15 protein-coding genes, 1 riboswitch and 1 other annotated feature are annotated in these 16,799 nt (G+C 59.7%); of the genes, 12 read left to right on the forward strand and 3 right to left on the reverse strand.

All coding sequences use genetic code 11. The features are described from left to right. Positions 1–9: 9 nt before the first annotated feature. From rplK to MTP38_RS04815, 6 genes are all read left to right on the forward strand, one after another. Positions 10–435, forward strand: a complete 426-nt coding sequence (rplK, locus tag MTP38_RS04790; protein WP_227619844.1) for a 50S ribosomal protein L11 — start codon at positions 10–12, stop codon at positions 433–435. Between the two features lie 57 nt (positions 436–492). Further along, positions 493–1,185 (forward strand): 50S ribosomal protein L1, encoded by a 693-nt coding sequence (gene rplA, locus MTP38_RS04795; protein ID WP_227619843.1) that lies wholly within the window; start codon positions 493–495, stop codon positions 1,183–1,185. Positions 1,186–1,252: 67 nt separating this feature from the next. Further along, positions 1,253–1,391, forward strand: a sequence feature (ribosomal protein L10 leader region). Between the two features lie 40 nt (positions 1,392–1,431). Next, positions 1,432–1,947 carry a 50S ribosomal protein L10 gene (gene rplJ / locus MTP38_RS04800; RefSeq protein ID WP_227619842.1) on the forward strand — a complete coding sequence of 172 codons (516 nt, stop codon included), beginning with the start codon at positions 1,432–1,434 and terminating at the stop codon, positions 1,945–1,947. A gap of 71 nt (positions 1,948–2,018) precedes the next feature. Beyond that, positions 2,019–2,393 (forward strand): 50S ribosomal protein L7/L12, encoded by a 375-nt coding sequence (rplL, locus tag MTP38_RS04805; protein ID WP_227619841.1) that lies wholly within the window; start codon positions 2,019–2,021, stop codon positions 2,391–2,393. A gap of 131 nt (positions 2,394–2,524) precedes the next feature. Further along, positions 2,525–2,610: riboswitch (ZMP/ZTP riboswitch) on the forward strand. Positions 2,611–2,660: 50 nt separating this feature from the next. After that, on the forward strand, positions 2,661–4,322 hold the full coding sequence (locus MTP38_RS04810; RefSeq protein WP_249234416.1) for a formate--tetrahydrofolate ligase: 1,662 nt from the start codon (positions 2,661–2,663) through the stop codon (positions 4,320–4,322). A gap of 312 nt (positions 4,323–4,634) precedes the next feature. Beyond that, a complete protein-coding gene (locus MTP38_RS04815) occupies positions 4,635–5,681 on the forward strand; it encodes a hypothetical protein (protein WP_249234417.1) in 1,047 nt (348 codons plus the stop codon). Positions 5,682–5,735: 54 nt separating this feature from the next. On the opposite strand, the gene MTP38_RS04820 is transcribed toward MTP38_RS04815, so the two are convergent. Continuing rightward, on the reverse strand, positions 5,736–6,758 hold the full coding sequence (locus MTP38_RS04820; RefSeq protein ID WP_249234418.1) for a SpoIID/LytB domain-containing protein: 1,023 nt from the start codon (positions 6,756–6,758) through the stop codon (positions 5,736–5,738). Between the two features lie 148 nt (positions 6,759–6,906). On the opposite strand from MTP38_RS04820, the gene MTP38_RS04825 reads away from it, so the two are divergent. The 6 genes from MTP38_RS04825 to gpmI all read left to right on the forward strand — a co-directional run bounded on the left by MTP38_RS04825 (position 6,907) and on the right by gpmI (position 14,311). Further along, positions 6,907–7,689 carry a hypothetical protein gene (locus MTP38_RS04825; protein WP_249234419.1) on the forward strand — a complete coding sequence of 261 codons (783 nt, stop codon included), beginning with the start codon at positions 6,907–6,909 and terminating at the stop codon, positions 7,687–7,689. 197 nt (positions 7,690–7,886) lie between these two features. Further along, positions 7,887–8,918 (forward strand): type I glyceraldehyde-3-phosphate dehydrogenase, encoded by a 1,032-nt coding sequence (gap, locus tag MTP38_RS04830; RefSeq protein WP_249234420.1) that lies wholly within the window; start codon positions 7,887–7,889, stop codon positions 8,916–8,918. A 223-nt stretch (positions 8,919–9,141) separates the two neighbouring features. Next, the gene (locus tag MTP38_RS04835) at positions 9,142–10,380 is read left to right on the forward strand and encodes a nucleotide sugar dehydrogenase (protein WP_249234660.1); all 1,239 of its coding nucleotides are present in this window, start codon (positions 9,142–9,144) and stop codon (positions 10,378–10,380) included. A 235-nt stretch (positions 10,381–10,615) separates the two neighbouring features. After that, positions 10,616–11,824, forward strand: coding sequence for a phosphoglycerate kinase (locus MTP38_RS04840; protein ID WP_227619835.1), 1,209 nt, complete (start codon positions 10,616–10,618; stop codon positions 11,822–11,824). A gap of 84 nt (positions 11,825–11,908) precedes the next feature. Continuing rightward, entirely contained in the window at positions 11,909–12,679 is a 771-nt protein-coding gene (tpiA, locus tag MTP38_RS04845; protein WP_227619834.1) for a triose-phosphate isomerase, read from the forward strand. Positions 12,680–12,784: 105 nt separating this feature from the next. Then, on the forward strand, positions 12,785–14,311 hold the full coding sequence (gpmI, locus tag MTP38_RS04850; protein ID WP_249234421.1) for a 2,3-bisphosphoglycerate-independent phosphoglycerate mutase: 1,527 nt from the start codon (positions 12,785–12,787) through the stop codon (positions 14,309–14,311). Positions 14,312–14,382: 71 nt separating this feature from the next. On the opposite strand, the gene MTP38_RS04855 is transcribed toward gpmI, so the two are convergent. Next, positions 14,383–14,874: a pilin gene (locus MTP38_RS04855; RefSeq protein ID WP_249234422.1), complete on the reverse strand. Its 492-nt coding sequence runs from the start codon at positions 14,872–14,874 to the stop codon at positions 14,383–14,385. Between the two features lie 273 nt (positions 14,875–15,147). Next, a complete protein-coding gene (locus tag MTP38_RS04860) occupies positions 15,148–16,701 on the reverse strand; it encodes a 4Fe-4S dicluster domain-containing protein (protein WP_249234423.1) in 1,554 nt (517 codons plus the stop codon). Between the last annotated feature and the right edge of the window lie 98 nt (positions 16,702–16,799).

Below are 16,799 nucleotides of genomic sequence, written 5' to 3' on the forward strand. Positions count from 1 at the left end.
GCATTTACTATGGCACAGAAAGTTACTGGCTACATTAAGCTGCAGATCGAGGCCGGCAAGGCGACTCCGGCTCCCCCTGTTGGCCCTGCTCTGGGTCAGAAGGGCGTCAACATCATGGCCTTCACCAAGGAGTTCAACGAGCGTACTAAGAACCAGATGGGTTATGTCATCCCCGTCGTCATCACCGTCTACGCTGACCGCTCCTTCAGCTTCATCACCAAGACTCCTCCGGCAGCTGTTCTGATCAAGAAGGCCGCTGGCATCAACACCGCTTCCGGCAAGCCCAACAAGGAAAAGGTCGCTACTCTGACCGCCGCTCAGGTGGAAGAGATCGCTAAGACCAAGATGCCCGACCTGAACGCTGCTTCTCTGGAAGCTGCATGCAGCATGGTCCGCGGCACCTGCCGTTCCATGGGCATCACTGTCGAGGGCTGAGACATAAACAGTGGGAGGGCATAACACTGCCCGCATGACCACACAGGAGGATATACAATGAAACATGGCAAGCACTATGTCGACGCTGCAAAGCTGGTCGATTCTACTAAAATGTACGATGTGAACGAGGCTCTGGAGCTGGCTTGCAAGACCGCTTCTGCCAAGTTCGACGAGACTGTCGAGCTGCACGTCCGTCTGGGCGTCGATGGCCGCCACGCTGACCAGCAGGTCCGCGGCGCTGTCGTCCTGCCCAACGGCACCGGCAAGACCGTCCGCGTCTGCGCCATCGCAAAGGGCGCTGCTGCCGCTGCTGCTGAGGCAGCCGGCGCTGATATTGTCGGTGATGATGAGCTGATCGCAAAGATCGCCGGCGGCTTCATGGACTTCGACGTTGTCGTCACCACCCCCGACATGATGGGCCGCGTCGGCCGTCTCGGTAAGGTGCTGGGCCCCCGCGGCCTGATGCCCAACCCCAAGGCTGGTACTGTCGCTCCCGATCTGGGCAAGGCAGTCACCGAGGCCAAGGCTGGTAAGATCGAGTACCGTCTGGACAAGCAGAACATCATCCATGTCCCCGTGGGCAAGGCTTCCTTCGGTGCAGAGAAGCTGTACACCAACCTGGATACCGTCATGAGCGCCATTGCAAAGGCTAAGCCCGCCGCTGCAAAGGGCACTTACTTCAAGAGCGCTACCATCGCCACCACCATGGGCCCTGGCATCCGTCTCAACACCCTGAAGTACGGCGTCTGATTTTTGGATCAAGAGTACTTTTTTGAAAAAATTCAAAAAAGTACTTGACAACTCCGCACGTTTGCGGTAAAATAATCATGCTGTTTTTGAGACAGCAGGTGCTGGAGTCCAGCGTAAGGCTATGCCGCCTGCCGAGAAACGTGCGTAAAGTTGCTTTATGCCTCTTTCTCGGCCAAGTGCGGGAAAGAGGCTTTTTTCGTTGCTCACCAGCTTTCGATATAAGTTTTTGAAACGAGGTGAAACCGAATGCCCAGTGCAAAGATTCTTTCTGAGAAGCAGGCTTACGTCGCTGATCTGAAGGCAAAGTTTGAGAGTGCGGTTTCCGGCTGCGTCGTCGCTTACGGCGGCATCAACGTCGAGAACGACACCAAGCTCCGTAAGGAGCTGCGTGAGGCAGGCGTCGATTACATGGTCGTGAAGAACACCATGCTGCGTCTGGCTGTCAAGGGCACTTCTCTGGAGGCCCTGGCTGAGCAGTTCAAGGGCGATACCGCTATCGCTTTTGCTCACGAGGAGGACCCCATGTCCGCTGCCCGCATCCTGTGCAAGTATCAGGATGGCGATAAGTCCAAGAAGTTCGTCGTGAAGGCAGGCTTCATGGAGGGCAAGGTCATGGACGCTGCCGAGACCAACGCCATCGCAAAGCTGCCCAACCGCGAAGGCATGCTGTCCATGTTTGCAGGCGCCCTCACCAGCACTCTGTCTGGTCTGGCTGTTGCAATGCAGGCTTATGCCGACAAGCAGGAGGAGCCTGCTGCCTAATGGCTGCATGACCGCTGCTTAAAACACATCTGAAACAAACAACAAACCATTTATATTGGAGGGTTACTACTATGGCTTCTGAGAAGATTACTGCCATCATCGACTCCGTCAAGGAGCTGTCCGTTCTGGAGCTGAAAGAGCTGATCGACGCATACTGCGAGGAGTTCGGCGTTTCTGCTGTTGCTGCTGCTGCTCCCGCTGCTGCTGGCGCTGCTGCTGCCGCTGAGGAAGAGAAGACCGAGTTCGACGTCATCCTGGTCGAGGCTGGCGCTGGCAAGATGGGCGTCATCAAGCTGGTCAAGGAGATCACCGGTCTGGGCCTGAAGGAGGCTAAGGCTATCGTTGACGGCGCTCCCAAGGCTGTCAAGGAGAAGGCTTCCAAGGCTGAGGCTGACGACATCAAGAAGAAGCTGGAGGATGCCGGCGCTAAGGTTGAGGTTAAGTAATTTAATCTCCCCGAAGTTGGCTTCTTGAATTTCGATTCTTGAACAAAGAGACGCTCTCGCTGCAAGGCGGGAGCGTCTTTTTTCGTTTGTGCTTGACAAACCCTGCGCGGGTGTGTTATCTTTTAGATGTTAGCTGACCCTTCTGCTGACGGATCTTGTGGAGCACCACAGTGCGGAAGGGAAGAAAAGCTTTTTGCCGACCGTCTGGGCAGCCTTGCGTAATGGTGCGCAAAGCTGCCTTTTTTGTTATCAAGGAGGATGCTGAACATGAAGTCTGACATCGAGATCGCACAGGAAGCCAAAATGAAGCCCATCGCAGAGATCGCCGCCGGTCTGGGCCTTGCCGACGAGGACGTGATCCCCTATGGCCGCTACAAGGCCAAGATCAACCACCGCCTCATCCATAAGGCCTCGAAGCAGGGCAAGCTGATCCTCGTCACGGCCATCAGCCCCACCCCCGCAGGCGAGGGCAAGACGACCACCAGCGTGGGTCTGGCCGACGCCATGAATGCGCTGGGCAAGAAGACCATGCTCTGCCTCCGCGAGCCTTCCCTCGGCCCCGTTTTTGGCGTCAAGGGCGGCGCAGCCGGCGGCGGCTATGCGCAGGTGGTGCCGATGGAGGACATCAACCTCCACTTCACCGGTGACCTTCACGCCATCGGCGCAGCCAACAACCTGCTGGCCGCGATGATCGACAACAGCATCCAGCAGGGCAACCCCCTGAACATCGACCCCCGCCGCATCACTTGGAAGCGCTGCATGGACATGAACGACCGTCAGCTCCGCTTCATCGTGGACGGTCTGGGCGGCAAGGTCAACGGCACCCCCCGGGAGGACGGCTTCGACATCACCGTCGCCAGCGAGGTCATGGCCATCTTCTGCCTCGCCACCAGCATCTCCGACCTGAAAGAGCGCCTCGCCAAGATCGTCTGCGCCTATACCTACGACGGCAAGCCCGTCACCGCCGGGGAGATCGGCGCGGCCGGTGCCATGACCGCCCTGCTGAAGGATGCGCTCGACCCCAACCTCGTCCAGACCCTCGAGAACAACCCCGCCATCATCCACGGTGGCCCCTTCGCCAACATTGCCCACGGCTGCAACAGTGTCATGGCCACCAAGCTCAGCCTCTCGCTGGCCGATTACGTCATCACCGAGGCCGGCTTCGGTGCAGACCTCGGCGCGGAAAAGTTCCTTGACATCAAGTGCCGCTATGCGGGCATTGCACCCAGCGCCTGCGTGCTGGTGGCGACCCTCCGCGCCCTCAAGAGCCACGGCGGTGTGGCAAAGGCGGACTTGAACGCTCCCAACCTCGAGGCCGTCAAGAAGGGCGCAGCCAATCTCGTCCGCCACATCGACAACATGAAGAACGGCTTCGGTCTGCCCGTGGTGGTGGCAATCAACGCCTTCCCCACTGACACCGCCGAGGAGCAGGCCTACGTCGAGCAGGTCTGCGCCGAGCAGGGCGTGCCCTGCGTCCTGAGCGAAGTCTTTGCCAAGGGCGGCGAGGGCGGCAAGGCGCTGGCAGAGAAGGTGCTGGACATCATGGAGGACTGCTCCGTCCAGTACACCTACCCGCTGGAGATGCCCCTGAAGGATAAGATCAGCGCCATCGCCACGAAGATCTACCGCGCCGACGGCGTGAACTACAGCGCTGCTGCCGCCAAGACGCTGGCCGAGCTGACGGAGATGGGTTACGGCGATCTGCCCGTCTGCATCGCCAAGACCCAGTACAGCTTCAGCGATAATGCCAAGCTCACCGGCGCACCCACCGGCTTTACGATGGAGGTGCGTGAGGTGCGTCTGGCTGCGGGTGCCGGTTTCGTGGTGGTCATCTGCGGAAACATCATGACCATGCCCGGTCTGCCCAAGAAGCCCGCTGCCGTGGGTATCGATGTGGACGCCGACGGCAAGATCACAGGCCTGTTCTAAACGAAATTTCGTTCCATTCCTGCCCCTGCTGTCCTTCGGGATGGCGGGGGCTTTTTTGTGATATAGCCCAAAAAGTTAGCCGATAATTGTGCACCTTGCTCTGAAACTGTGTACAAAGGGTGTGAAATTTGAGAAAAAAGTCTTCATGTGGTTTACAAAAGTGTAACAAACTGTTATACTTTACAGCAGTGAATATAGCAGTTTGCGTTTTTAATGCACAAGCAACATCCGCAAACTGCATATCGCAAATATGCTATTTTGATAGGCACTATTTTTGAAAATTGCGATAATAGCTGAAGGGATGAGTCAAACATGGAATGTGCGCCGCACCGGATGTGGAAGAAACTGATGGCCCTTGTGCTGTCGCTCGTGATGATGGCTGTGATGCTGCCGGGAGCGCTGGCCGTAGACCTCAATGTGGACGCAGGCTTCTACTTCAAACAGAGCCGGGGCGGAACCTGTACGCTGGCTTCTGCCGCCATGATGCTTCGCCGCCGCGCTTTTCTGGACGGCCTGACCGACTGGACGGATGTGACCGAGAACAGCGTCCGGGGCAGTGCATGGTCCGGGGGACTGGCCCACAGTTTCAACTATAATGCCATGCAGGTGGGCTACGCCACCCTGCCCTCCGGCACGGAAGCCAAGAAGCAGACGCTTATCCAGCTGCTGGCCGAGCACCCCGAGGGCATCGTCCTCTATGACCGCAGCCGTCCCCACGCTGTTCTCCTGACGGATTACACCGACGGCGTCTTCTATTGCTCCGACCCGGCCGGGAGCGTTTCGCTGGGCCGCGTGCCCATCTCGGCGGCAAGCATCTCCATCGCGGGGGCGTCCTGCTACTGGTACATCACCTCGGATCAGAATAGTGTCACGGCCTCGCCGGACAGCCTCCGTCTGGAAGGGATGCACTATCCGGTCAACATCCGCACCGGAAAGGGCATGAGCGTGAGCGGCATCGCCGCCAGCGCCTCGAACGCCGTACTGACGGAGGTCGAGGTGGTCATCCTTGACGCCAACGACCAGACCGTCCAGAGCGCCGAAGCGGCCCCCAACGTGTCCAGTTGGTCGCTGAAGAACCTCGACAGTCAGATCCGCTTCGGTGAGCTGCCGGAGGGCAGCTACACCTACATGGTCGTCCTGATTGACTCCAATGGGCAGACCCTCTGCTTCATGAGCGATTTCACGGTGTCCGGCAGCGCCAACAGCACCGCTGTCTACTGGTCGGTGCAGGATCCCTCCGGCTCGAAGGTGAGCCAGATCGTTCAGGAGGTCGAAGCGGCAGCTGTCGAGGCAGTGGAGTCTGGCTCTGAGGCCGTAGGCGAGACGAAAAAGAACATCTGGAGCTGGCTTCTGGGCTGAGTTTCCGAAATAAGAACAGGGTGGTCAGCACTTGCCGGCCACCCTGTTTTTGCGTCACCGGCAGAGCTGGGTGCCGGGGAAATAGTGGGAGAGGATGTCTGCATAGCCCTGCCCCTGCTCGGCCAGCGCCTTTGCGCCCCACTGGCTCAGGCCGACGCCGTGGCCGTAGCCCCGCGTCGTGATGCAGAAGCCGCCGTCCTGATACCGGAGGGTGAAGCAGGCGCTCCGCAGACCCAGTGCCCGCCGGAGGGCCGCGCCGGAGACGGTCTGGCCGCAGACGGGCAGAGAGGCGACATAGCCGGAGGCCGTCAGGGTCGGTTCGCCGAACCATTGCCCGGGCGCGGCAGGGTCGGCGGCAATGCCCAGTCCTTCCGAAAGGAGCTGCCCCGTCTGCGCGGCAGAGAGGGTGAGCGTGACCTCGTAGTTGTCGGCGGACAGGTCGGTGCTACTGTCTACCGGGACGAGATAGGGGAGGGCGCTGCCCCAGACGTTCTCGCTGGCCTCGGTGCGGCCGTTGGAGAGGGCAAAATAGCTCGTCCCTGCCGCCGCGCCGTCATAGCAGAGGACATCGCCGAGGACGGAATCCACGAGGGAGGAGAGCCGGGCATAATTGGCCTCGTAGTCGGTGCCCCAGTAGCTGTGGAGAACGGCGTCGGTCAGATAGCCCTGCCGCCGCGCGGGGTCGGCGGAGAGCCAGCTGCCGTTGGCCGCAGAGGCGTGGTCGCGGCAGTAGAGGGCGTAGCTGTGGGCGGCGACGATCTGGGCTTTGAGGGCCTCGTCCGGCCACGAGAGCGGCATCTCAGCCGCCGCTGCCCCGATGAGATAGTCCCGCTTCGGCACCTGCTGCACTTCGCCGGTGGTACTGTCCTCGATGAGAAAGAGGTCTGCGTCGCCCTCGTAAGCGGCAGGAGCGGCTTCCGGGGCGGCCGGGACGGCGCTGGACGCGGGGGAAGGAGCGACATCCGCCCTGCGGCCCAGCACCGCCCGGGCCAGCCGATAGCCCGCCAGCGGCAGAGCGCTGCCCAGCACGAGGAGCAGGGCACAGAGGAGCAGAAAGGCTTTTTTCACTGAGAACATCCCTCCCGGACAGACATTTTACTCTCAGTCTACCGGCTGACGTCAGCAAAAAAGCGCACAAGAAAGGAATGCCTTGCATTTCAGCCGAAAGCGCGTTATCATATTCTATAAGATTCTCCCCAGAGGGGATAAAATTCGAGGATGACAGATGAATTCTTTGATCTTGGTTTCGCTTATCCTGAGTGTGCTGCTGGGCATTTTCCGGGGCATCGACCTGACGTTCTGGACGGACGCAGAAACGGGCCTCTGCGTGGTCGGTCCGGTCTGGCTGCGGTATGCGGCGCTGGCTGCGGTGGTCGGCATCGCTGTGGCGGCGGGCCGCAGCAGTCAGCCGAAGCCTGATGCGCTGCGGGGGCGGTGCATCCCCTCCGGCGTCGCGGCACTGGCGGCAGCGGTCTGCTATGGAGAGACCGCTGTGCTGCGCATCCTCTGGATGCACAGCAGCGTGGTGATGCTCCTGCGCGCAGTGCTGGAGGCGCTGTGCGCGTTCTGGATGCTCGGGCTGGGGCTGAGCTGGCTGCGGAAGGATTGGAAGGCCCCCACCCGCAGCCTCACGCCCGCCGTGCTGGGCAGCGTCATCTTTTACTGGTGCGTGCTGGCCCGCTTCATGGAGAACAGCTCCAGCTGGCACCGCGTCGCCCCCACTGCGATGGTCTGGCAGCTGCTGGCGGGGCTGGTGTTCCTCTCGGCGCTGGCCCGGGCGCTCTATCTGCCCGGCACCTCCGATGGCCGCACCCTCTGCGCCGGGGCACTGGCGTCCTTCGCGCTCTGCCTGTGCTGGGAGATGCCCAGTGTGGTGCAGATGCTGACAGAAAACGGCAGCGCCGCCCTCCTGACACCGGAGCTGCTGTTCCGGCTGGGGCTGTGCTGCGTGGGTGTGCTGGGGGGCTTGTGCGCCGTGCGGTGCTGCCGTGCTGGACAGGGTGCATAAACCCATCAGCAGCCGGTTGGTTGAATTGCTCAAAACAGCACACCTTTCCCGGATAAAATAGTACAAAAGCAAAAAAGTGTGAAAACGACTTGTTAATTTTTTGGCAGGCACTTGAAACTTTTGCCGTTTTGGTCTAAAATAAGAGTACCGTGAATTATCCGAATCAGGGTAAGAAACATTTAGGAGGTACTATTAACATGGCTGTTAGAGTTGCTATCAATGGTTTTGGTCGTATTGGCCGTCTGGCTTTCCGTCAGATGTTTGATGCTGAGGGTTACGAGGTCGTCGCTATCAACGACCTGACCAGCCCCAAGATGCTGGCTCACCTGCTGAAGTACGATACCGCTCAGGGTTCCTTCTGCGGCAAGATCGGCGAGAACAAGCACACCGTCGAGGCTACCGAGGATTCCATCATTGTCGATGGCAAGGAGATCAAGATCTACGCTGTCAAGGACGCTAAGGATGCTCCTTGGGGCGAGCTGAACGTCGATGTCGTTCTGGAGTGCACCGGCTTCTACACCAGCAAGGAGAAGAGCATGGCTCACATTCAGGCTGGCGCTAAGAAGGTCGTTATCTCTGCTCCCGCAGGCAACGACCTGAAGACCATCGTTTACTCCGTCAACGAGAAGACCCTGACCAAGGAAGATCAGGTCATCTCTGCTGCTTCCTGCACCACCAACTGCCTGGCTCCTATGGCCGACACCCTGAACAAGACCTACCCCATCGTCTCCGGCATCATGACCACCGTTCATGCTTACACCGGCGATCAGATGATCCTGGATGGTCCTCAGCGCAAGGGCGACCTGCGCCGTGCTCGCGCTGGCGCACAGAACATCGTCCCCAACAGCACCGGTGCTGCTAAGGCCATCGGTCTGGTCATTCCCGAGCTGAACGGCAAGCTGATCGGCTCTGCTCAGCGTGTGCCTGTCCCCACCGGCTCCACCACCATTCTGGTCGCAGTCGTCAAGGGCAAGGACGTCACCAAGGAGTCCATCAACGCTGCTATGAAGGCTGCTACTTCTGAGTCCTTCGGCTACAACGAGGATCAGATCGTTTCCTCCGATGTCATCGGTATGCGTTACGGCTCTCTGTTCGATTCCACCCAGACCATGGTCGCTAAGATCGACGACGACACCTATCAGGTTCAGGTCGTGTCTTGGTACGACAACGAGAACTCCTACACCTCTCAGATGGTCCGTACCATTAAGTACTTCGCTGAGAACTGCTAATCACAGCTCTACGCTCAAAAGTGCTTGAGGTGTCGTGCTGAAAAGCACGGATGCCAATAAGTGAGTCCGACACCCTTTCTTCTGCGGGTCTCCGCAGAGGGAAGGGTGTTTTTTGTTTATCCTTGCTTGCTGTTCGGCCTGCTTCATGATACAATAAAACAGAAGCCGTCGAACATTTTATAGTTGTGTCGTAGGAGCGAAAGCCATGAGAGCATTCGAAAAACTGAACATTGCCGTTGCGGGCACAGGCTATGTCGGCCTGTCCATCGCCACCCTGCTGAGCCAGCACCACCATGTCACCGCTGTGGACATCGTGCCGGAGAAGGTGGAGCAGATCAACCACAAAAAGTCTCCCATTCAGGATGACTACATTGAACGATACCTTGCGGAAAAGGATCTCGACCTGACCGCTACGCTGGACGGGAAAGCGGCCTACCGGGATGCGGACTTCGTGGTCATTGCCGCCCCGACCAACTACGACAGCCGGAAGAACTTCTTCGATACCTCTGCGGTGGAGGCGGTCATCCAGCTGGTGATGAAGGTGAACCCCGAGGCCATCATGGTCATCAAGTCCACCATCCCGGTGGGCTTCACGGCTTCGGTTCGGGAAAAATATCAGTGCAGGAACATCATCTTCAGCCCGGAGTTTCTGCGGGAGTCCAAAGCGCTGTATGACAATCTCTACCCCAGCCGCATCATCGTGGGTACGGATATGCAGGACGACCGCCTTGTGGAGGCGGCCCACACCTTCGCCCATCTGCTGCAGGAGGGGGCCATCAAGAAAGATGTCGAGACCCTCTTCATGGGCTTCACAGAGGCAGAGGCCGTCAAACTGTTTGCAAACACATATCTGGCGCTCCGCGTCTCCTTCTTCAACGAGCTGGACACCTATGCCGAGATGAAGGGCCTTGACACCCAGAAGATCATCGAGGGCGTCTGCCTCGACCCCCGCATCGGCACACATTATAATAACCCCAGCTTCGGCTACGGCGGCTACTGCCTGCCCAAGGACACAAAGCAGCTTCTCGCCAACTACGCCGACGTGCCCGAGAACCTCATCGAGGCCATTGTGGAGTCCAACCGCACCCGCAAGGACTTTATCGCCGACCGGGTGCTTCAGATGGCGGGCTACTACAGCTATGGGGAGGAGAACGAGTACGACGCAAGGGAAGAGAAACCCTGCGTCATCGGCGTCTACCGCCTGACCATGAAGGCGAACTCCGACAACTTCCGGCAGTCCTCCATTCAGGGCGTCATGAAGCGGATCAAGGCCAAGGGCGCGACCGTCATCATCTACGAGCCGACGCTGGAGAACGGCACGACCTTCTTTGGCAGCGAGGTGGTAAACGACCTTGAGGCGTTCAAAAAGCGGAGTCAGGCCATCATTGCCAACCGCTATGACAGCTGCCTTGATGATGTACAGGAGAAGGTCTACACCCGCGACCTGTTCCGGAGAGACTGAGCCTCGCAGCCCGGCCTTGCCGGGCGGACGCGGGATGGAAAGGCTGCTCTTTGTCAAGCCACTGTCAAAATAGACACAATTCCAGAATATCCCGGGAAAAGTTTGTTAATAAATTATCCATCCGCCGTCCTTGCAATACACACACATTTTGTTTATAATAGTGTCATAGGGGTCAAGGCCCCGAGAGTGAGCGAAATTCGATTCCGAAGAATGAATTGAGAGGAGAATAATCACTATGGGTTTAGGTAAAAAGACGATCGACGATCAGAACTACTGCGGCAAGAAGGTCCTTGTCCGCTGCGATTTCAACGTCCCCATGAAGGACGGCGTCATCACCAACGAGAACCGTATCAATGCGGCTCTGCCCACCATCCAGAAGCTGGTCAATGACGGCGCAAAGGTCATCCTGTGCAGCCATCTGGGCAAGCCGAAGAACGGCCCCGAGGCAAAGTTCAGCCTCGCACCCGTTGCTGTGGCTCTGAGCGCAAAGCTGGGCAAGACCGTCGTGTTTGCTGACGACGACAACGTCGTGGGCGAGAATGCAAAGGCTGCTGTCGCTGCCATGAACAACGGCGACGTCGTCCTGCTGCAGAACACCCGTTTCCGCAAGGAAGAGACCAAGAACATCCCCGAGTTCTCTCAGGAGCTGGCTTCTCTGGCCGACGCTTATGTTGACGATGCATTCGGCAGCTGCCACCGTGCACACTGCTCCACCGCAGGCGTCACCGACTACATCAAGGACACCGCTGTCGGCTACCTGATGGAGAAGGAGATCAAGTACCTCGGCAACGCCGTGAACGATCCCGTCCGTCCCTTCACCGCCATTCTGGGCGGCGCAAAGGTCGCTGACAAGCTGAATGTCATCTCCAACCTGCTGGAGAAGGTCGATACCCTCATCATCGGCGGCGGCATGGCCTATACCTTCATCAAGGCACAGGGCTATGAGGTCGGCAAGAGCCTGTGCGACGACTCCAAGCTGGACTACTGCAAGGAGATGATGGCAAAGGCTCAGGAGAAGGGCGTCAAGCTGCTCCTGCCCGTCGATACTGCCTGTGTCGAGAACTTCCCTGACCCCATCGACGCTCCCGTCGAGACCACCGTTGTCCCTGTCACCGCCATCCCGGCTGACATGGAGGGCTGCGACATCGGCCCCGAGACCATGAAGCTGTTCGCCGATGCGGTCAAGGCTTCCAAGACCGTCGTCTGGAACGGCCCCATGGGCGTCTTCGAGAACCCGACTCTGGCAGCCGGCACTCTGGCTGTGGCCAAGGCAATGGCTGAGAGCGACGCTACCACCGTCATCGGCGGCGGCGACAGCGCAGCAGCTGTCCAGCAGATGGGTCTGGGCGACAAGATGACCCACATCTCCACCGGCGGCGGCGCTTCTCTGGAGTATCTGGAGGGCAAGGAGCTGCCCGGCATCGCAGTCATCCAGAACGCATAATTCCGGCATCATAAACGGGTGCGGCGGCTGTTTCGCCGCCGCACCTTTCTGTTTTTATCAATAAGAAGGTAAGGAGAACATATCATGGATAAGGCAAAGCGCAAGGCTATCATTGCTGGCAACTGGAAGATGAACAAGACCGCCTCCGAGGCTGCTGTTCTGGTGGACGAGCTGATCCCCGCCGTCAAGGACGCATCCTGCGAGGTCGTCATCTGCACTCCCTACACCGATCTGGTCACGGCTGTGGCAAAGACCAAGGGCACCAACATCCATGTTGGCGCTGAAAACGTCCACTTCGAGAAGTCCGGTGCCTTCACCGGCGAGATCAGCGCAGATATGCTGGTGGATCTGGGCGTCGAGTACGTCATCGTCGGCCACTCCGAGCGCCGCCAGTACTTCGCCGAGACCGACCAGACCGTCAACAAGCGCGCTCTGGCCGCTCTGAACGCCGGCCTGAAGGTCATCATCTGCGTGGGCGAGAGCCTGCAGCAGCGCGAGGAGGGCGTCACCGAGGAGCTGGTCCGGATGCAGACCAAAATCGCCCTGCGTGATGTCACTGCCGAGCAAATGGCAAATGTCGTCATCGCCTATGAGCCGATCTGGGCCATCGGCACCGGCAAGACCGCCACCGCCGAGCAGGCCGAGGAGGTCTGCGCTCAGATCCGCAAGGTCATCGGCGAGGTCTACGGCGAGGCTGTGGCCGAGGCTACCACGGTCCAGTACGGCGGCAGCATGAACGCCAAGAACTGCGAGGAGCTGCTGAGCAAGAAGGACGTGGACGGCGGCCTCATCGGCGGCGCATCCCTGAAGGCTCCCGACTTTGCTGTCATCGTTAACGCCGCCTCCAAGGGCTGAGCGTAAGCGCTGACGGAAAAAACACTTTCTCTGCGCCCGGCTGCGCCGCATTTCCGGCATCGAGCCGGGCGCTGTTTGTTGAACTTTCAAAGGAGACTCATTTTTATGTCCAAGAAACCTGTTCTGCTCTGTATCATGGATGGCTTTGGCTGGACCCCCAACGAGACCTACGGCAACGCCGTGGCCGCAGCCAACAAGCCCTTCATCGATTCCCTGATGGCAAAATACCCCATGACCACCATTGACGCCTCCGGCATGGCAGTCGGTCTGCCCGACGGTCAGATGGGCAACTCTGAGGTGGGCCATACCAACATGGGCGCTGGCCGCATCGTCTACCAGCAGCTGACCCTTATCACCAAGTCCATCCGCGACGGCGAGATGCTCAAGAACCCCGTCCTCGTCAAGAACATGAAGGCCGCCATCGACGCGGGCAAGGCCATCCACCTGATGGGTCTGGTGGGCACCGGCGGCGTCCACAGCCACGCAGACCACTGGTTCGGCGTACTGGAGATGGCAAAGCATATGGGAGCGAAGGAGGTCTACCTCCACTGCATCACCGATGGCCGTGACACCGACCCCCACTCCGGCAAGGGCTTCCTCGCCGATCTGCAGGCCAAGCTGGACGAGCTGGGCATCGGCAAGATCGCCAGCGTCTCCGGCCGCTACTACGCAATGGACCGCGACAACAACTGGGACCGCGAGGAGAAGGCCTACGCGGCCTTCGTCTACGGCGAGGGCAACCACGCCGCCAACGCGCAGGAGGCCATTGAGGCATCCTACGCCGACGATAAGACCGACGAGTTCGTTCTGCCCTGCGTCACCTGTGAGGGTGGCCGCGTGCAGGACGGCGACACCGTCATCTTCATGAACTTCCGCCCCGACCGTGCCCGTCAGATGACCCGTATCTTCTGCGACGACGCCTTCACCGGCTTCGAGCGCCGCGGCGGCCGCAAGCAGGTCAATTACGTCTGCATGGCAGAGTATGACGCCACCATGCCCAACTGTGAGGTCGCATATCCTCCCGTCGAGCTGAAGAATGTTCTGGGCCAGTACCTGTCCGAGAACGGCAAGACCCAGCTGCGCATCGCCGAGACCGAGAAGTACGCTCACGTCACCTTCTTCTTCAACGGCGGCGTTGAGGCTCCCTACGAGGGCGAGGACCGCTGCGTCATCCCCAGCCCGAAGGTGGCCACCTATGACCTGAAGCCTGAGATGAGCGCCCCCGAGGTGGCCGACGAGTGCGTCAAGCGCATCGAGAGCGGCAAGTATGACGTGGTCATCCTGAACTTCGCCAACTGCGATATGGTCGGCCACACCGGCGTCTTTGAAGCAGCAGTCAAGGCCGTCGAGGCTGTGGACGCTGCCGTTGAGAAGGTCGTCACCGCTGTGCTGAACGCTGGCGGCTGCGCCTTCCTGACCGCTGACCACGGCAACGCCGAAAAGATGAAGAACCCGGATGGCACCCCCTTCACCGCCCACACCACCAATGTCGTGCCCTTCGTGGCCATCGGCTGCGGCGACGTGAAGCTGCGCGAGGGCGGCTGTCTGGCCGACATCGCTCCCACCATGCTGCCCTACATCGGCCTGCCCGTCCCGGCCGAGATGACCGGCAAGAGCATCATCGCCGAGTAAGCACTACCTGAAACAAAGCAAGCGCCCCGCAGTTCTGTTGCGAACTGCGGGGCGTTTTTTGTACCGTGTGTTCAGCGCTCGACCCAGATGGACATCCGCGCGCTGGTGGTGATGTCACCGAGGAGGACGGTATCCATCTTGATGCTGCAGGTGACGGCCAGCGCCTGATTGGAGTCGCTGCCAGTGAGCACCGAGGCAGGCAGGTTTTTGAGGGTCAGCACGGCAGTGCCGTTGGACAGCTCGCCGCTCAGGGTACCCTCATAGTTCACCTCGCCGATGCGGATGCCGGTGAGGGAACCGGTCACGTTCATGGAAGAGATCTGCTTGACTGGAAGCTCGAGGGTGAAGGTGCCGTTGGGCTGGCGGGTGAGAGTGGCTTCGCGGGCGGTGTCCACGGCGCTGTCGGCCATCGACTCCTTATCTCCGATTTCCCGCCAGAACCGGACGCCGACACTCATCTTGACGGCGGCGGCACTGGCGCTGACCGCCAGCGTCAGGAGGAGCAGCAGCGAGACAAGGACCGCCCCGGCGCGTCTGTTCAGATGCTTTAAAGAAATCATCATAGCAAAGATCGACCTTTCCAGCCGCAGGTGCGGCTCTATTCGTGCGTTCTGTGCAGAGCGGGCATTTGCTTCCTGCTGCGCAGCCAGAACGAACGAGAAGGATTTATCACCGCAAAAATAACATATTCAGAAGAAAAAGTCAATCTGCCTTGTCATAGTTTCACAAAACCGTTTCACATTGGACATATTTTATGTAGCAAAAACCGCAGATGCGGCCGAAGGCGCAAAAAAGCCGCCTCCCGGCGTGCGGGAGGCGGCAGAGGTCAGGGAAGATCAGACCTCAAAGTCGGGGTCGTCCTTCAGCACATGGATGCTGGTCATAAAGGCGCTCTGCTCAGGATCCTGGAACGGAGCCTCCTTGACATACTTGTTCAGTGCGATGGCAGTGCGGGCGGGGTCGGCGATGGTGCCTGCGCCGCCGATGCAGCCGCCGGGACAGCCCATGCCCTCCAGCAGGTAGCCGTTGTACTTGCCGGCCTTAGCCAGCATCAGCAGCTTCTTGCACTCGGCGAGGCCCTGTGCAGACGCGATCTTGACGTCCATATCGGGGTTCCACTCCTTGATCTTATCGGCGACAGCCTTGGCGACGCCGCCGGACTGTGCGAAGCCGCGGCCTGCGCCGGAAGCATGCACCAGATCGATCTCATCGGGATCGACCTCGAGATTGGCCACATCGATGTCCTTGGCCTCGATGATGCCGGCCAGCTCCTCGAAGGTCAGCACGAAGTCCACATCAGAGCGGACGGTGCGGCGGGAAGCCTCCAGCTTCTTGGCAGCGCAGGGTCCGATGAAGCACATACGGGCCTCGGGGTCGGCCTGCTTCATCATGCGGGCAGTGAAGACCATGGGGGTCATGGTCATGGAGATGTTCTTGGCCAGATCCGGGAAAGCGGTCTTAGCCATCATGCTCCATGCCGGGCAGCAGGAGGTAGCCATGAAGTTCAGCTTGCCGGGCACCTCTTCGAGGAAGTCGTGGGCCTCGTCCACGGTGCACAGGTCAGCGCCGATGGCGACCTCGACGACGTCACAGAAGCCCAGAGCCTTCAGCGCAGCCTTGAGCTTGCCGGTAGAGGCCAGCGTCGGGAACTGGTTGATGAAGGCAGGGGCGACGAGGGCGTAGATGCGGTCGCCGCGGTTAAAGCCCTGAATGAGCTGGTAGATCTGGCCCTTGTCGGCGATGGCACCGAAGGGGCAGTTGACCAGACACTGGCCGCAGGACACGCACTTGCTGTAGTCGATCTCAGCGCGGCCCAGCTCGTCGGAGTGGATGGCACCCATGCCGCAGGCAGCGGCGCAGGGGCGCTCGGTCTTGACGATGGCGTTGTAGGGGCAGACAGTCACGCAGCGGCCGCACTTGATGCACTTGTCCTGATCGATGGTGGAGCGGCCGCTCTCCCAAGTGATGGCCTTCTTGGGGCAGACTTCCATACAGGGGTGAGCGAGGCAGCCCTGACACAGGTCGGAGACCTTGACCAGCTTCTCAGGGCAGCGGTTGCAGGCGAACTTGATGACATTCACCAGCGGGGGGTCGTAATACTTATCGGCGATGGAAGCGTCCTCCAGACCGGAGACGACGCTGTTGTGCTCGTCCATACGGCGGGTGGGCAGGCCCATGGCCAGACGCACGCGCTCCTCAACGATGGCGCGCTCAAGGAAGATGTCCTTGCGGAGCTTGCCTTCCTCACCGGGGATGATGGTGTAAGGGATCTTGCGCATCAGGTGGTTTGCCTGCTCGCCCTTGACGTTGGCATAGGCCATCCGTGCGACCTCGGTGAACACCTGGCGGCGGATCTGGATGACCGTCGTATTGATTCCTCTGAAACTCATTCCAATCTCTCCTTGCTTTGAAACAACAGAACAAAAGGCCGCTGGTACGCGGCTTTATCCGGGACGGGTCGGTACTGGGCTGCTGCAAACAGCCCGAT

The organism is Faecalibacterium sp. I3-3-89, assembly GCF_023347275.1.
GTDB classification, from domain to species: Bacteria; Bacillota; Clostridia; order Oscillospirales; family Ruminococcaceae; genus Faecalibacterium; species Faecalibacterium butyricigenerans.

Bases quoted from the DNA above. Each gene is read 5' to 3' on its own strand.
- rplK (WP_227619844.1), top strand. From the start codon at position 10: ATGGCACAGAAAGTTACTGGCTACATTAAGCTGCAGATCGAGGCCGGC.
- rplA (WP_227619843.1), top strand. From the start codon at position 493: ATGAAACATGGCAAGCACTATGTCGACGCTGCAAAGCTGGTCGATTCT.
- rplJ (WP_227619842.1), top strand. From the start codon at position 1,432: ATGCCCAGTGCAAAGATTCTTTCTGAGAAGCAGGCTTACGTCGCTGAT.
- rplL (WP_227619841.1), top strand. From the start codon at position 2,019: ATGGCTTCTGAGAAGATTACTGCCATCATCGACTCCGTCAAGGAGCTG.
- MTP38_RS04810 (WP_249234416.1), top strand. From the start codon at position 2,661: ATGAAGTCTGACATCGAGATCGCACAGGAAGCCAAAATGAAGCCCATC.
- MTP38_RS04815 (WP_249234417.1), top strand. From the start codon at position 4,635: ATGGAATGTGCGCCGCACCGGATGTGGAAGAAACTGATGGCCCTTGTG.
- MTP38_RS04820 (WP_249234418.1), bottom strand. From the start codon at position 6,758: ATGTTCTCAGTGAAAAAAGCCTTTCTGCTCCTCTGTGCCCTGCTCCTC.
- MTP38_RS04825 (WP_249234419.1), top strand. From the start codon at position 6,907: ATGAATTCTTTGATCTTGGTTTCGCTTATCCTGAGTGTGCTGCTGGGC.
- gap (WP_249234420.1), top strand. From the start codon at position 7,887: ATGGCTGTTAGAGTTGCTATCAATGGTTTTGGTCGTATTGGCCGTCTG.
- MTP38_RS04840 (WP_227619835.1), top strand. From the start codon at position 10,616: ATGGGTTTAGGTAAAAAGACGATCGACGATCAGAACTACTGCGGCAAG.
- tpiA (WP_227619834.1), top strand. From the start codon at position 11,909: ATGGATAAGGCAAAGCGCAAGGCTATCATTGCTGGCAACTGGAAGATG.
- gpmI (WP_249234421.1), top strand. From the start codon at position 12,785: ATGTCCAAGAAACCTGTTCTGCTCTGTATCATGGATGGCTTTGGCTGG.
- MTP38_RS04855 (WP_249234422.1), bottom strand. From the start codon at position 14,874: ATGATGATTTCTTTAAAGCATCTGAACAGACGCGCCGGGGCGGTCCTT.
- MTP38_RS04860 (WP_249234423.1), bottom strand. From the start codon at position 16,701: ATGAGTTTCAGAGGAATCAATACGACGGTCATCCAGATCCGCCGCCAG.